Origin of the sequence: Pseudomonas sp. JZ114 (genome assembly GCF_051027705.1) — a bacterium.
In the GTDB taxonomy this organism is placed as follows: domain Bacteria; phylum Pseudomonadota; class Gammaproteobacteria; order Pseudomonadales; family Pseudomonadaceae; genus Chryseomonas; species Chryseomonas luteola.
This window is the reverse complement of sequence record NZ_CP069256.1, coordinates 3750746-3764254: the sequence shown is the minus strand read 5'-3', so window position 1 is coordinate 3764254 and position 13509 is coordinate 3750746. Positions and strand designations below refer to the sequence as shown.

The 13509-nt window shown below is 55.6% G+C and carries 12 protein-coding genes and 2 tRNA genes; 5 read left to right on the top strand and 9 right to left on the bottom strand.

The window, feature by feature from the left end:
* Together JQR90_RS17700 and JQR90_RS17695 are read left to right on the top strand one after the other, a co-directional pair.
* Complete coding sequence (locus JQR90_RS17700; protein ID WP_010795993.1) at positions 1-612, top strand: chemotaxis protein CheB; 612 nt, start codon at positions 1-3, stop codon at positions 610-612.
* On the top strand, positions 605-1894 hold the full coding sequence (locus tag JQR90_RS17695) for a hybrid sensor histidine kinase/response regulator (protein WP_010795992.1): 1290 nt from the start codon (positions 605-607) through the stop codon (positions 1892-1894). Before JQR90_RS17700 ends, JQR90_RS17695 begins: the two co-directional genes overlap by 8 nt.
* 66 nt (positions 1895-1960) lie before the next feature.
* On the opposite strand, the gene JQR90_RS17690 is transcribed toward JQR90_RS17695, so the two are convergent.
* The 5 genes from JQR90_RS17690 to rpsU form a co-directional block, all read right to left on the bottom strand.
* Positions 1961-2035, bottom strand: a tRNA-Gln gene (locus tag JQR90_RS17690).
* An 18-nt stretch (positions 2036-2053) separates the two neighbouring features.
* Positions 2054-2130, bottom strand: a tRNA-Ile gene (locus JQR90_RS17685).
* An 87-nt stretch (positions 2131-2217) separates the two neighbouring features.
* Positions 2218-4068 carry an RNA polymerase sigma factor RpoD gene (gene rpoD, locus JQR90_RS17680; RefSeq protein WP_010795991.1) on the bottom strand — a complete coding sequence of 617 codons (1851 nt, stop codon included), beginning with the start codon at positions 4066-4068 and terminating at the stop codon, positions 2218-2220.
* Positions 4069-4146: 78 nt separating this feature from the next.
* Positions 4147-6081 carry a DNA primase gene (gene dnaG / locus JQR90_RS17675; protein WP_010795990.1) on the bottom strand — a complete coding sequence of 645 codons (1935 nt, stop codon included), beginning with the start codon at positions 6079-6081 and terminating at the stop codon, positions 4147-4149.
* A 248-nt stretch (positions 6082-6329) separates the two neighbouring features.
* The gene (gene rpsU / locus JQR90_RS17670) at positions 6330-6545 is read right to left on the bottom strand and encodes a 30S ribosomal protein S21 (RefSeq protein ID WP_010795989.1); all 216 of its coding nucleotides are present in this window, start codon (positions 6543-6545) and stop codon (positions 6330-6332) included.
* Between the two features lie 204 nt (positions 6546-6749).
* Here rpsU and tsaD point away from each other — a divergent pair, with 204 nt between their 5' ends.
* Positions 6750-7775, top strand: coding sequence for a tRNA (adenosine(37)-N6)-threonylcarbamoyltransferase complex transferase subunit TsaD (gene tsaD / locus JQR90_RS17665; RefSeq protein ID WP_026004189.1), 1026 nt, complete (start codon positions 6750-6752; stop codon positions 7773-7775).
* Between the two features lie 55 nt (positions 7776-7830).
* Here tsaD and plsY read toward each other — a convergent pair whose 3' ends face one another.
* The gene (gene plsY, locus JQR90_RS17660) at positions 7831-8400 is read right to left on the bottom strand and encodes a glycerol-3-phosphate 1-O-acyltransferase PlsY (protein ID WP_239383545.1); all 570 of its coding nucleotides are present in this window, start codon (positions 8398-8400) and stop codon (positions 7831-7833) included.
* Between the two features lie 112 nt (positions 8401-8512).
* Between plsY and folB the strand changes: the two genes are divergently transcribed.
* Complete coding sequence (folB, locus tag JQR90_RS17655) at positions 8513-8866, top strand: dihydroneopterin aldolase (protein WP_239383546.1); 354 nt, start codon at positions 8513-8515, stop codon at positions 8864-8866.
* Complete coding sequence (gene folK, locus JQR90_RS17650) at positions 8857-9393, top strand: 2-amino-4-hydroxy-6-hydroxymethyldihydropteridine diphosphokinase (protein ID WP_010795985.1); 537 nt, start codon at positions 8857-8859, stop codon at positions 9391-9393. The genes folB and folK overlap by 10 nt, the downstream gene beginning before the upstream one ends.
* Here the strand turns inward: folK and JQR90_RS17645 are convergent.
* The 3 genes from JQR90_RS17645 to JQR90_RS17635 form a co-directional block, all read right to left on the bottom strand.
* Positions 9372-10547, bottom strand: coding sequence for a multifunctional CCA addition/repair protein (locus JQR90_RS17645; protein WP_010795984.1), 1176 nt, complete (start codon positions 10545-10547; stop codon positions 9372-9374). The two genes, folK and JQR90_RS17645, sit on opposite strands and share 22 nt — an antisense overlap.
* A 91-nt stretch (positions 10548-10638) precedes the next feature.
* Complete coding sequence (locus JQR90_RS17640) at positions 10639-12186, bottom strand: SpoVR family protein (protein ID WP_074826849.1); 1548 nt, start codon at positions 12184-12186, stop codon at positions 10639-10641.
* Positions 12183-13457: a YeaH/YhbH family protein gene (locus JQR90_RS17635; RefSeq protein WP_010795982.1), complete on the bottom strand. Its 1275-nt coding sequence runs from the start codon at positions 13455-13457 to the stop codon at positions 12183-12185. Before JQR90_RS17635 ends, JQR90_RS17640 begins: the two co-directional genes overlap by 4 nt.
* Between the last annotated feature and the right edge of the window lie 52 nt (positions 13458-13509).

Genomic DNA, 13509 nt, shown 5'->3' with positions numbered 1-13509 from the left:
ATGAAACAAGGGCCGGATACCCTCTTTTCGCTGCCGCAGCGGCAAATTGAAGCAATTGTTGTAGGCGCTTCCGCGGGTGGGCTACAAGCACTTAGTGTACTATTGGTCGGCTTGGTCGAAACTTTTCGCCTGCCTATCGTCGTGGTAGTACACATGCCCGAGGACAAGGACAGTAAACTAGCGGAAATTTTCCGACTGCGTCTGGAGATAGACGTCAAGGAAGCAGATGAAAAGGAACCGCTGCACCCTGGCACACTGTACTTTGCGCCGCCTGGGTACCATCTGCTGATCGAACAGGACAAAACGCTCTCCCTGAGCCGGGAAGAGCGTGTGCACTTTTCGCGGCCTTCAATCGACGTATTGTTCGAAAGTGCTGCAGACGTATTTGGCGAGCACCTTTGTGGTGTTCTACTGACCGGAGCCAATGAGGACGGCGCGGCAGGCTTGAGAGCGATCCACCGTGCCGGTGGGTTGACCGTTGTTCAGGATCCGGCTGAAGCCTTCGTGCCTACGATGCCGGAAGCGGCTCTCAAGTTGTTTACTCCTGATTTCATTTTGCCTGTCAGAGACATTAATACATTGCTCGTCGAGCTGGAACAGAACAATGCTTAAAGAAGTGAATACAGCAAAGATTCTCATCGTTGACGATCTTCCAGAGAATCTTTTGGCACTTGAGGCGTTGTTGAAACACGAGGACCTCTCTGTATTCAAGGCAGGTTCTGCCGAGGCTGCGCTTGAGCTATTGCTCGTGCACGAATTTGCGCTTGCCATTCTGGACGTGCAGATGCCGGTCATGAACGGCTTCGAGCTTGCCGAAATGATGCGAAGTACCGAGAAGACCAAACATATTCCAATCGTCTTTGTCAGTGCTGCCGGTCATGACCGCAACTATGCCTTCAAAGGCTATGAGAGCGGAGCTGTAGACTTTCTTTACAAGCCGCTCGACATCCATGCGGTCAAGAGTAAGGTCAGCGTATTCGTGGACCTGTACCGGCACCGCAAGGGCATGCGGCGTCAGCTTGAGGCGCTTGAGCGTAGCCGTCAGGAGCAGGAGGTACTGCTGGCCGAGCTGCGCCAGACGCAAGTTGAATTGCAGCATGCGGTGCGGATGCGCGACGACTTCATGTCTATCGTTTCTCATGAGCTGAAGACCCCGCTCAATACCCTGATTCTTGAAGCCCAGCTGCGCAAAATCTACCTGGGCAAGAACAATATGGCAGCTTTTACGCCTGAAAAGCTGATGGAGATGGTCGAGCGGGACGAGCGTCAGGTACAAAAGCTGGTACGTCTGATTGATGACATGCTCGACGTATCCCGTATCCGGACGGGCAAGTTGTCTATCCGACCTTCCCGTTTCGATCTGGTGAAACTGGTTTCCAGTATCGTCGAAAATTTCATGCCGCAACTCAACGCGACTGGCTGTGACGTCACGGTAGAGCTTCCCGAATACATCGAAGGGGAGTGGGACGAATTCCGAATCGAGCAGGTTGTTGCCAATCTGCTTACCAATGCCATGCGCTACGGTGCAGGCAAGCCCGTTCATGTGAAACTGGATGTCAAGGACGGCTGTGCTGTACTTAGCGTACGGGACTTTGGTATCGGTATCTCGCCTGAGAATCAGGAGCGTATTTTCCGCCAGTTTGAGCGCGCTAGTGGAAGCGAAGGCGTTGCAGGGCTGGGCTTGGGGCTTTATATCGCCGATCAGATCGTCAAGGCGCACCGTGGCACGATAGGTGTCAGCAGCATCGAAGGACAGGGGGCTACGTTCAGCGTGACGCTTCCTCTCGGCGAGTCGACGGCGACTGAATCGGCCAAGCCGAGGTTGACCCTGGTAGAGACAGGTATGCATTCCGCGCAGGGCTCGGCCTCCGGATCGTCAGGTCTGAAGGCGTAAGGAGAGCAGAAATAAAAAAGGCTTACCGAGGTAAGCCTTTTTTATTGCGCGCTTGGCGCTGAGATATGGCAGGGGCGGCTGGATTCGAACCAACGCATGGCAGGATCAAAACCTGCTGCCTTACCGCTTGGCGACGCCCCTGTAATACTTTCGAATTTCTGGTGGGCCCGGAGAGACTCGAACTCTCGACCAAAGGATTATGAGTCCTCTGCTCTAACCGACTGAGCTACAGGCCCTACGAGAGGGGCGCATTATACCCATATAGAAGCAAATGGCAAAATAAAGCGCATAAAAAAACCGGAGCGTTTGCTCCGGTTTTTCATTTACTCGTCGAGGAACGAGCGAAGATGCTCGCTACGAGACGGATGACGCAGCTTACGCAAAGCCTTGGCTTCGATCTGACGAATACGCTCGCGTGTCACATCGAACTGCTTACCGACCTCTTCAAGCGTATGGTCAGTATTCATATCGATGCCGAAACGCATGCGCAGTACCTTGGCTTCACGAGCCGTCAGTCCTGCCAGTACATCGCGAGTCGCTTCCTTCAGGCTTTCGCTGGTCGCTACCTCGATCGGAGACTGCATGGTGGAGTCTTCGATGAAGTCACCCAGGTGCGAATCTTCATCATCACCAATCGGTGTTTCCATGGAGATTGGCTCTTTAGCGATCTTCAATACCTTGCGGATCTTGTCCTCAGGCATATCCATACGCTCACCCAGCTCTTCCGGCGTCGGCTCGCGACCCATTTCCTGCAACATCTGGCGGGAAATACGATTGAGCTTGTTGATCGTCTCGATCATGTGAACCGGAATACGGATGGTCCGTGCCTGGTCCGCAATGGAGCGGGTAATCGCCTGACGAATCCACCAGGTCGCATAGGTGGAGAACTTGTAGCCGCGGCGGTATTCGAACTTGTCTACCGCCTTCATCAGACCGATGTTGCCTTCTTGGATCAGATCAAGGAACTGCAAGCCACGGTTTGTGTACTTCTTGGCGATCGAAATCACGAGACGCAGGTTGGCCTCAACCATCTCTTTTTTCGCCCGACGAGCCTTGGCTTCGCCGATGGACATGTTGCGGTTGATCTCCTTGATCTCGGCAACTGTCAGATCAAGCTCCTTTTGCAGGGCAATCAGCTTTTCCTGGTTGCGCTGGATATCAGGACGCAGGCGCTCAATCGCTTCGGCATACTTGGGCTTGTTCTTGAGAACCTTGTCTACCCACTCAAGGTTGGTTTCGTTGCTCGGGAACGAACGCAGGAAATCAGCGCGGGGCATACGTGCATCACGTACACACAGCTGCATGATGGCGCGTTCCTGGGCACGAACACGATCCAGCGACTCGCGAACGCGGCCTACCAGTATCTCGTACTGCTTGGGTACCAGCTTGATCGGCATGAACAGCGTGGCCAGGGCCACTAGCTCTTCAATGGCCTGATCGCTGCTACGGCCATGCTTCTGGAGCGCCTTTTGGGTTTTCTCCAGTTGTTCGGCTACGGCTGCGAAGCGCTGACGAGCTTCTTCCGGGTCCGGACCGCTTTCGGTCTCTTCCTCGGAATCATCGCTCTCGCTTTCTTCTTCGTCGTCGCTCTGGGCTGCAGCGGCATCCTTGGCCTTGGGCACAGGAATGTCATCGCTTTCGCTCTCAGGCAGCGTGCCGTCATCGGGATCGATGTAGCCGCTGAGAACGTCAGACAGGCGACCGCCTTCGGACGTAACCCGATCATATTCGCTGAGAATGTATTCAACCGAGCCCGGGAAGTGAGCGATAGCGCTCATGACTTCACGGATACCTTCCTCGATACGCTTGGCGATTTCGATTTCGCCTTCACGGGTCAAGAGTTCAACGGTACCCATCTCACGCATGTACATGCGCACGGGGTCGGTGGTACGACCAACATCGCTTTCAACTGCTGCCAGTGCGGCGGCGGCTTCTTCAGCGGCGGCTTCATCGGTATCCGCTTCTGCGAGCAGTAGGGTATCCGCATCCGGAGCTGTTTCGAATACGTTGATCCCCATGTCGTTGATCATGCGGATGATGTCTTCCACCTGTTCTGGATCGGAGATATCCTCCGGCAGGTGATCGTTGACTTCCGAGTACGTCAGGTAACCCTGCTCGCGACCGCGGGCGATCAACTCTTTAAGACGAGATTGCTGTTGCGCTTTTCCGGACATAAACACCCTTCCACGAAGGCATAGGCGGGCAAAAATAAGCTGAGTATTATAGCCGATCAGGCGGCTTTCTTGCCAGAATCAGGTTGATGGCACAGCTGGGCGGCTAAGAAGCTCGCGCAGACGGTCCTTCTCTTCAATGCTGAGTTCGCTTTGGCGCGCCTTGCGGAGCAGCTGTTCAAGGCTGCGTTCACGCTGGCTTGCTGCAAGCCTAGTAATGGTGTCGAAAAACTGTTGTTCAAGGTTATCACCTGAAATCAACCACTCTTTTTCGGCTAAAACACGTAATAGTTTGCCTTGTTCAGTGCCGTGCCAGCGTGCCAGCAGCTGCAACGTGCTCTGTTCGGGCTTCTTCTGCAAGGCATCAACCAGGGCAACAAGAAGCTGTGCGTACTGGTCATTTTCTTCGGCAATGTTCTTTGCATCCTGAACCTGCAAGGCCAGCGAAGGGCGGTGTACCAGGCTGCGTAATGCGGCAAGCGTAGGCGGTTCAACCTTTACCGGCTCGCGTGGGGCACGCATGGCAGGGTCACCTTTGAAGCCGAACGACTTCTTGCCGCGGAACCCATTTTTCCCGCCATACGAGGGCTTGCCTGTGCGAGTGCTCGGGTAGGGCGCAGCAGGCGCAGGTGAGTCATAGCCGCTGTCGTAGTAGGCATCCTGCTCGTAGTAAGGCTCGTCCGTAGGCCGTGGTGTCGCGGCTGGTGCGCTGGCAAACTGATTGAGCGACTCGTTGTTGAGCCCGGTCAGCTCGGTCAGGCGCAGGCGCATTAGCGCTTTCAGGTTATTTCCCGGGACCTTTTCAATCAGCGGTATGGCCAGTGTCGCCAGGTGCGCCTTTCCCTCCAGAGTAGACGGGTCAGCCTCGGCTGCCAGTTGCTGGAAGAAATACTCGGCCAGTGGCAGCGCCTGCTGGACGAAACGTGCCTGAAACGCGTCCGGGCCCTCTGATCTGACGAGAGAATCTGGATCTTCGCCTTCGGGAAGAAAGAGAAAGCGGATCTTACGACCGTCCTGTAGGGTGGGGAGCGCTGATTCCAGCGCGCGCCATGCTGCGCTACGACCGGCCTTGTCGCCATCAAAGCAGAACAGAATTTGAGGCACCAGACGAAACAAGCGCTTGATGTGCTCCTCGCTGGTAGACGTACCCAGGGTGGCAACAGCATTTCGTATGCCTTGCTGCGCCAGGGCAATCACGTCCATATAGCCTTCCACGACAATGATCTCGTCAAGATCGCGGTTGGCTCTGCGAGCCTCGAACAGCCCGTACAGCTCCTGGCCCTTGTGGAAAACAGGCGTTTCCGGAGAGTTCAGGTACTTGGGTTTCTCATCGCCCAGTACCCGACCGCCAAACGCGATAACGCGCCCACGGCTGTCCTTGATCGGAAAAATGACCCGATCACGGAAGCGATCGTAGCGTTTGCCGTTTTCAGTATTTTCGATCAGCAGGCCGGCCTCGATCATGGCTTTTTGCTGAAGCTCGTCACCTGCCAGATGCTTGAGCAGATTGTCCCAGCCAGGCGGTGCGAATCCCAGGCCATAATCACGCGCGATCTCGCCGGTCAGGCCGCGTTTCTTCAGGTAATCCACCGCGGCTTTACGCTGGGGGTGACTCTTGAGCGACTGACGATAGAACGTGGCTGCGTCGGCCAGCAGCGCATACAGCGGAGAGTCCACCATCTGCCGCGGCTTGCGTGGGCCGCCACTGGTGCTTTCTTCCCGGGGAACGTCAAGACCGGCTTTTCTGGCCAGCTCTTCAACAGCTTCGGGAAACTCCAGATTGTCATGGTCCATGACAAAGCCGAGGGCATTTCCGCCTGCGCCGCAGCCGAAGCAGTAATAGAACTGCTTGTCTGGACTTACGCTGAACGAAGGGCTCTTTTCGTTATGAAAAGGACAGAGCGCACTAAAATTCTTGCCGGTTTTTTTTAGCTTGATGCGTGACCCTACCACTTCGACAATGTCGGTGCGGTTGAGCAGGTCGTCGATAAAGCTCTGGGGGATCAATCCGGCCATGGTGCATTCGGCTCAGGGAGGGCCATTAGCATACGCGATGAAAAACGGTTGTTTCCATGCGCAGGTCGCTTGGTTGAATTATAAATTCGACTATCGAAACTTGAGCATACTAACGCACGTTGCGAAAGGATGTTCAACAGGAATGCGCCAGGCATGGGACATGCTTGACAGGTGGTGCGGATTAGCAGATCACATACGTTCAGCCCGACCAGTGGTCGGGCGGAGCCGTTAGCCTTGCAGGCGTCTGATCAGTACAGACGCTCGCGGCGGCGCTGTTCGCGCTGCACTTTCTTGGCATGACGCTTAACAGCAGCAGCTGCCTTGCGCTTACGCTCGGAAGTAGGCTTCTCGTAGAACTCGCGGCTGCGAACTTCAGCCAGAACACCGGCTTTTTCGCAAGAGCGCTTGAAACGACGCAGGGCTACGTCGAAGGGTTCGTTTTCTTTGACTTTGACGGCGGGCATCCAGGTCGTACCTTCAATGTTTTACCGGGGGTTGATTCAACGCTTGAGGCCTTGGCCATGTAAAGCGTCGGTTTTTAAGGGTTGCGGATAGTAACGCTTCGCCGGGGTAAATGCAAAGCTTCCGGACGAAAGCACTGGTCTGAGCAAATGGGTGGGATTATCATGCCTTCCTTCATTCATCGTCAGGCCGAAGGCCATCTGCCCATGCGTGTTCTGGGACTCGAAACGTCCTGCGACGAAACAGGTGTCGCACTCTTTGACAGCGAACGTGGACTTTTGTCCGATGCGCTATTCAGTCAAATCGATTTGCATCGTGTTTATGGTGGGGTAGTGCCTGAATTGGCCTCCCGTGACCATGTAAAACGAATGCTTCCTCTTATTAATCAGGTATTGGCTGAGGCCGGTAGCAAGCCAGCCGACGTTGATGCCATTGCCTATACGGCCGGTCCGGGCCTGGTCGGTGCGCTGCTGGTAGGCGCCTCCTTTGCCCAGGCGCTGAGTCTGGCATGGGGTGTTCCGGCGTTGGGGGTTCATCACATGGAAGGCCATTTGTTGGCGCCCATGCTGGAGGAGCAGCCGCCGGAATTTCCGTTCGTCGCCTTGTTGGTGTCTGGTGGCCATACGCAGCTTGTACGGGTGGACGGTATCGGCCGTTATCAGCTTCTGGGCGAGTCGGTAGACGATGCTGCGGGGGAAGCCTTTGACAAGACTGCCAAGCTCCTGGGGCTCGGTTATCCAGGCGGGCCGGAGATTGCTCGACTTGCGCTCAATGGCAATCCTGATCGCTTTGTCTTTCCGCGTCCGATGACAGACCGGCCTGGTCTGGATTTCAGCTTCAGCGGTTTGAAGACTTTTGCTCTTAACACCTGGCAGCAATGCGAGGCGGCAGGGGATAACAGTGAGCAGACGCGTTGCGATATCGCCTTGGCCTTTCAGCGTGCGGTCGTCGAGACGCTGACGATCAAGTGCAAGCGTGCCCTTAAGCAAACAGGCCTCAAGTCTCTGGTAATTGCTGGCGGTGTCAGCGCTAATACTGCGCTGAGAACTTCGTTGGAGACCATGCTCAAGGAGCTACGTGGGCATGTCTTTTATGCCCGCCCACGTTTCTGTACGGACAACGGCGCCATGATTGCGTATGCCGGTTGCCAGCGTCTGCTGGCCGGTCAGCAGGATGGTCCCGCCATTCAGGTGCAGGCGCGTTGGCCAATGGAGCAGTTGCCGGCGGTCTGAGTAACGTCAAGGGCGTGGTCTGGCAAATCTTTTGGGACAAAAGCTGTCACGCTCTCTAGAAGTGACGTTCTCGTCCTGCCAGCAAGGCTTTGAGATTGGCACGGTGGCGAAGCACGATAAGGATGGTCAGCGCGAGCAGAGGCAATAACGCGGCATGTTGTTGCCAGGCGATAAGCGGCAGGCACAGCAACGTGGCGGCCAGTGCAGCCAGGGAGCTGATACGGGTCATTGCGAAGACGATTCCCCAGATGCCAGCCGCCAGCAATGCAGCCCAGGGATACAGGCCTAGCAGCATACCGGCCGCTGTGGCGACGCCTTTGCCGCCGCGAAACTGAAAGTAGAGCGGATAGACATGGCCCAGTACTGCTGCCAGACCGATCCAGGCCTGCTCGACCTCTGACAGGCCCAGGGTACGTGCCAGGAGAATAGAGACGAGGCTTTTGCTCAGGTCGCCTAGTAATGTCAGGATGGCAAGGCGCTTGCCACCAAGACGAAACATGTTGGTTGCACCGGGATTGCCTGATCCACTGGTTCTGGGATCGTTAAGGCCAAAGGCGCGGCTGAGCAGGACGGCAAACGATACGGAGCCGAGCAGGTAGGCAAAAGTGGCCAGCAACCAAACCATGATGATGTTCCCGGAGGGGCAGTCCCTTCAGATTCTAATGGGAATCTTCGTCTGACCGCGATACGGTGGCTGGGCTTTTCAAATAATGCGCATATGGGCGCTGGAGAGGGTCGTGGACAAGGTATTCATCGAGGGACTGGAAGTTGACACCGTTATTGGTGTGTATGACTGGGAGCGCGAAATTCGTCAATGCTTGCGTCTGGATGTCACCATGGCTTGGGACATTCGTCCTTCCGCCGAGAGCGATGAACTGGACAAGACGTTGAATTACGCCGCGGTGGCAGAACGTATTACAGCGTTCGCCCAGCAGTCGAGCTTCCAGTTGGTCGAGACGTTTACCGAGCGTCTGGCCAGTCTCTTGATGCAGGAGTTTCAATTGCCCGGGTTGCGGCTGAAGATTACCAAGCCGGGTGCCGTACCGACGGCGGCAGGGGTTGGTGTGGAGATCGAGCGCGGATGTCTCTGACCACGGTATACCTGGGCCTTGGCAGCAATACCGCGCGTGAGCAGCATCTGACGGCGGCACTGGAGGCCTTGTCCGCCTTATGCGGAGAGCTGGCATGCTCTCCCGTTTTTGAAAGCGAGGCCGTGGGTATCAAGAGCGAGCCGTTCTTCAACCTGGTCGTCAAGGCCCAGACAGAATTGTCCCTGGCTGACTTGATTGTTCGCTTAAAGCACATCGAGGCTGATAATGGCCGATACGCGGCAGATCGTACCGGTTTGCCGCTTGATATCGACATTCTGACCTATGGCGATCTCGTAGGAAACCTGGATGGGCTGATTCTGCCGCGGGCAGAAATTCTCAAGAATGCCTTTGTGCTTTGGCCGCTCTCGTTATTGGCCGCCACAGTCAGGCATCCTGTCGATGGCCGTGATTACGCTTCTCTTTGGGCTGCGATGCCCAAGGTCCAGCGTTTATGGCCGGTACCGTTTACATGGCGTGGACAGGCATTGACGCCAGCCACGCTGTGTCAGGCCTTTCCAGCTGAATAGTCACGGCAATACGCCTCGATGGCCTCGAGGCGCGACTGCTTCAAAGCCTCCCCAAGTTCGGCGCCTTTAAGTCCTCTCTCCAATAAAGGTTGTACTGTTACTGCGCGTGCAGCCTGCGCAACCGAGCGCATGTAATTTGCCTGCGCATAGGGGAGTGCTGCGTCATAGTGGTCCATTTCACAGGCTTGAAGGAACTCCTCGAAGCGAGCCGGCCGACGGAACAGGTCGAAGCACTGGAATAGCGCCAGAAGCGCTGTTGAGCTCAGCTCGGCTGCACGCTGGACGTGCGGGTGATACTGGCTGACCAATAACGCCAGCTCACTGCAGTCACGCGGCAACTTGAAGCGGTTATTGATGGCTTCGATCGTGTCGGTAACCTGGTTTGGCTCGTGTTGATCGCCCTTCACCTGCATGAGTAGACATGACCAGCGTATGGGAAGGGGTTGCTTATGACTGGCGCATTGGCGCAGTACCCGCAAGGTATGGCTGGTAGACGGAGAGGCATCGGCTTTGAGCAGGGAGTCGATCTCGGGTATCAGTACAGCCAGCGCACCACAGACATGCAGGGTTTGAATGAAAACATCCGGCCTTGACTCCATCAGCGCCCGGGAGATTTCTTTCCACATGCGCTCGGGTGTCAGGGCGTCCAGTTCACCGCTGGTCGCCATGCGCTGCATCAGCTCAAGGGTCTCCGGAGCGACATTAAACCCAAGCGGAGCATAGCGGGCCGCAAAACGAGCTACGCGCAGCACCCGCAATGGGTCCTCCATGAACGCTGGGGACACATGGCGCAGCAGACGTGCATGTAGATCCTTCAGGCCACCATAGGGATCAATCACGTGGCCCGCTTCGTCTTCTGCCATTGCGTTGATGGTCAGATCGCGGCGGATGAGATCGTCTTCCAGGGTGACGTCCGGGTCTGCAAAAAAGGTGAAGCCGCCATAGCCACGACCACTTTTACGTTCAGTGCGCGCCAGGGCGTATTCCTCACCGGTCTTGGGATGAAGGAAAACAGGAAAGTCCGCGCCGACGGGGCGAAAACCCTGAGCGGTAAGCTCTTCAGCGGTACCTCCGACAACAACCCAATCGACTTCCGTAACGGGCTGCCCTAGCAATCGATCCCGGACCGCGCCACCCACCTTGTATATCTGCATGCTTCACCTCCTGAAGGCAGCAGGATAACGATGAAGTAGGTAAACGCCAAAAAGGATGTAAAGAAACAAGGCCTCACAGGAGGCCTTGGATTTAGATGGGCGAGATAGCGATGTCGGTACGCCGAGGGTCAAGGTCCCGGTGGCCGTCCCGGGGCGGAACGTGCTGGGTGCTGACGATCTGATCGCCCTGAGCGGTTTCAAGGTGAATGTCAAAGCCCCATAAGCGATGCAAGTGCTTGAGTACCTCCTCGGTAGAATCGCCCAGGGGTTTGCGATCATGCTGGGTATGCCGCAACGTGAGCGAGCGATCACCGCGACGGTTGATATTCCAGATCTGGATATTAGGCTCACGATTGCCCAGATTGTACTGGGCTGCCAGCTGCTCACGAATCAGGCGATAACCCCGATCATCATGAATTGCCGCGACTTCCAGCTCATCACGGTGATCATCGTCCAGAATGCTGAACAGCTTGAGATCCCGGATAACCTTGGGCGACAGGAATTGAAGGATAAAGCTTTCGTCCTTGAAGCTCTTCATCGCGAACGTAACGGTAGAGAGCCAGTCGCTGCCTGCGATATCCGGAAACCAGCGCTTGTCTTCTTCGGTAGGATTCTCACAGATCCGGCGAATATCGCGGAACATGGAAAAGCCCAAGGTGTAAGGGTTGATGCCGCTGTAATAGGGGCTGTCGAAGCTTGGCTGGTAGATCACGCCTGAGTGAGACTGCAGGAACTCGAACATGAAGCCATCGGTTACGAGGCCTTCATCGTAGAGATCGTTGAGCAAGGTGTAATGCCAGAAGGTTGCCCAGCCTTCATTCATTACCTGCGTTTGCCGCTGCGGATAGAAGTACTGAGCGATCTTGCGCACGATCCGGATAACTTCACGCTGCCAGGGCTCTAGCAACGGGGCATGTTTCTCAAGGAAATAAAGAATATTTTCCTGAGGCTCAGACGGGAAACGCGCATCCTCTTCGTGTTTATCCTTGTCGCCCATCTTGGGGATGGTGCGCCAGAGATCATTTACCTGTCGCTGCAGGAGCTCCTCACGCTCCTTTTGCCGACGGCGCTCCTCTTCAGCGGAAATAGGATAGGGCCGCTTGTAGCGATCCACACCATAATTCATGAGCGCATGGCATGAATCGAGGAGGTCCTCTACCGCATCGATGCCATGGCGTTCTTCGCATTGCGTGATGTACTGCTTGGCGAACACCAAATAATCGATGATGGAGCTGGCGTCTGTCCAGGTCCGGAACAAGTAGTTGCCCTTGAAGAAGCTGTTATGCCCATAACAGGCGTGGGCAATTACGAGGGCCTGCATCGTGATGGTGTTTTCCTCCATCAGATAGGCGATGCAAGGATCCGAATTGATCACGATTTCATAGGCCAGGCCCATCTGCCCGCGCTTATAATGCTTTTCGGTATGCAGGAAGTGCTTACCATAAGACCAGTGGTTATAGCCGATAGGCATGCCAACAGATGCGTAAGCGTCCATCATCTGCTCGGCTGTGATAATTTCAATTTGGTTGGGATAGGTATCCAGGGCATAGCGCTTAGCGATACGACCGATTTCCCGGTCATACGTCTGTACAAGCTCAAATGTCCATTCCGAGCCGGTGGAAATAGGCTGACGCTTCATGACACAAGCCTCCGCTGGAACAGTTCACGAAACACCGGGTAAATATCGGCAGCCGATACGATCTGCTGTTGCGAAAAGGACTCGGGAAACGCCCCGCGCACCTGTTCGTATTCGTACCACAAGGCCTGATGTTCCCGTGGCGTGATCTCTACATAGGTGTAGTACTGCATGAACGGCAGTATCTGGCGGACTAGGATATCCCTGCAGATAGGCGAGTCGTCATTCCAGTTGTCACCGTCCGAGGCCTGCGCGGCATACAGGTTCCACTCGTTGATGGGATACCGCTCCGCCATGATTTCCTGCATGAGCTTCAATGCACTGGACACAATCGTGCCGCCCGTTTCACGGGAATAGAAAAACTCCTCTTCATCCACTTCACGTGCGCTGGTGTGGTGACGAATAAACACCACATCGATTCGCTCGTAATTACGCTTGAGAAACAGATAGAGCAGGATGAAAAAGCGCTTGGCGATGTCCTTGGTCGCCTGAGTCATCGAGCCGGAAACGTCCATCAGACAGAACATCACTGCCTTTGAGCTTGGCGTAGGCTGTTTGCTCAACAGGTTGTACTTGAGGTCAAAGGTATCCAGGAACGGGACCTTATCGATCCGGGCGCGCAGACGCACAATCTCGGCTTCGAGCGCCTGGATATCAGTGATGTTGTCTGGTTCCTCGACACGCAGGCGTGCAAGCTCTGCCTTGACTTCGCGCAGCTTGTTGCGGCTCCCTCCCGACAGAGCAATTCGCCGGGCATGAGCGGAGCGTAAAGTCCGGATGATATTAATGCGCGACGGATTCCCTTCGCTGCTGATACCAGCACGTACCGTCTTGAACGTGTCACTGCCGGTCAGTTGTTTTTTCACCAGATTCGGCAGTTCAAGATCCTCGAACATGAAGTCGAGAAATTCGTCCTGGGTAATCTGGAACACGAAGTCATCCATGCCTTCGCCACTGTTGCTGGCCTTGCCTTGGCCTGCGCCGCCGCCACCGCCTCCTTGAGGGCGCGGAATGCGGTCTCCTGAAGAAAACTCCTTGTTACCGGGATGAACGGTCGTTTGCTTGCCGCCACGACCGTGATGCAGCACGGGCTCATCAATGTCGCGGCCAGGAATACTGATCTGCTCGCCATGCTCCATATCGGTAATGGAACGGCGGCTCACGGCCTCTTCGACCGCCTTCTTGATGTGCTCGCGGTAACGCCGCAGAAAACGTGTACGGTTTACCGTGCTCTTATTCTTGCCATTCAAACGCCGGTCGATGACATAACTCATAGACGCCCTCCGGGCTCGGAAATGGAGCAGTCCGCGGTCCTACGATAGGCTT

Bases quoted from the DNA above. Each gene is read 5' to 3' on its own strand.
- JQR90_RS17700 (WP_010795993.1), top strand. From the start codon at position 1: ATGAAACAAGGGCCGGATACCCTCTTTTCGCTGCCGCAGCGGCAAATT.
- JQR90_RS17695 (WP_010795992.1), top strand. From the start codon at position 605: ATGCTTAAAGAAGTGAATACAGCAAAGATTCTCATCGTTGACGATCTT.
- rpoD (WP_010795991.1), bottom strand. From the start codon at position 4,068: ATGTCCGGAAAAGCGCAACAGCAATCTCGTCTTAAAGAGTTGATCGCC.
- dnaG (WP_010795990.1), bottom strand. From the start codon at position 6,081: ATGGCCGGATTGATCCCCCAGAGCTTTATCGACGACCTGCTCAACCGC.
- rpsU (WP_010795989.1), bottom strand. From the start codon at position 6,545: ATGCCCGCCGTCAAAGTCAAAGAAAACGAACCCTTCGACGTAGCCCTG.
- tsaD (WP_026004189.1), top strand. From the start codon at position 6,750: ATGCGTGTTCTGGGACTCGAAACGTCCTGCGACGAAACAGGTGTCGCA.
- plsY (WP_239383545.1), bottom strand. From the start codon at position 8,400: ATGGTTTGGTTGCTGGCCACTTTTGCCTACCTGCTCGGCTCCGTATCG.
- folK (WP_010795985.1), top strand. From the start codon at position 8,857: ATGTCTCTGACCACGGTATACCTGGGCCTTGGCAGCAATACCGCGCGT.
- JQR90_RS17645 (WP_010795984.1), bottom strand. From the start codon at position 10,547: ATGCAGATATACAAGGTGGGTGGCGCGGTCCGGGATCGATTGCTAGGG.
- JQR90_RS17640 (WP_074826849.1), bottom strand. From the start codon at position 12,186: ATGAAGCGTCAGCCTATTTCCACCGGCTCGGAATGGACATTTGAGCTT.
- JQR90_RS17635 (WP_010795982.1), bottom strand. From the start codon at position 13,457: ATGAGTTATGTCATCGACCGGCGTTTGAATGGCAAGAATAAGAGCACG.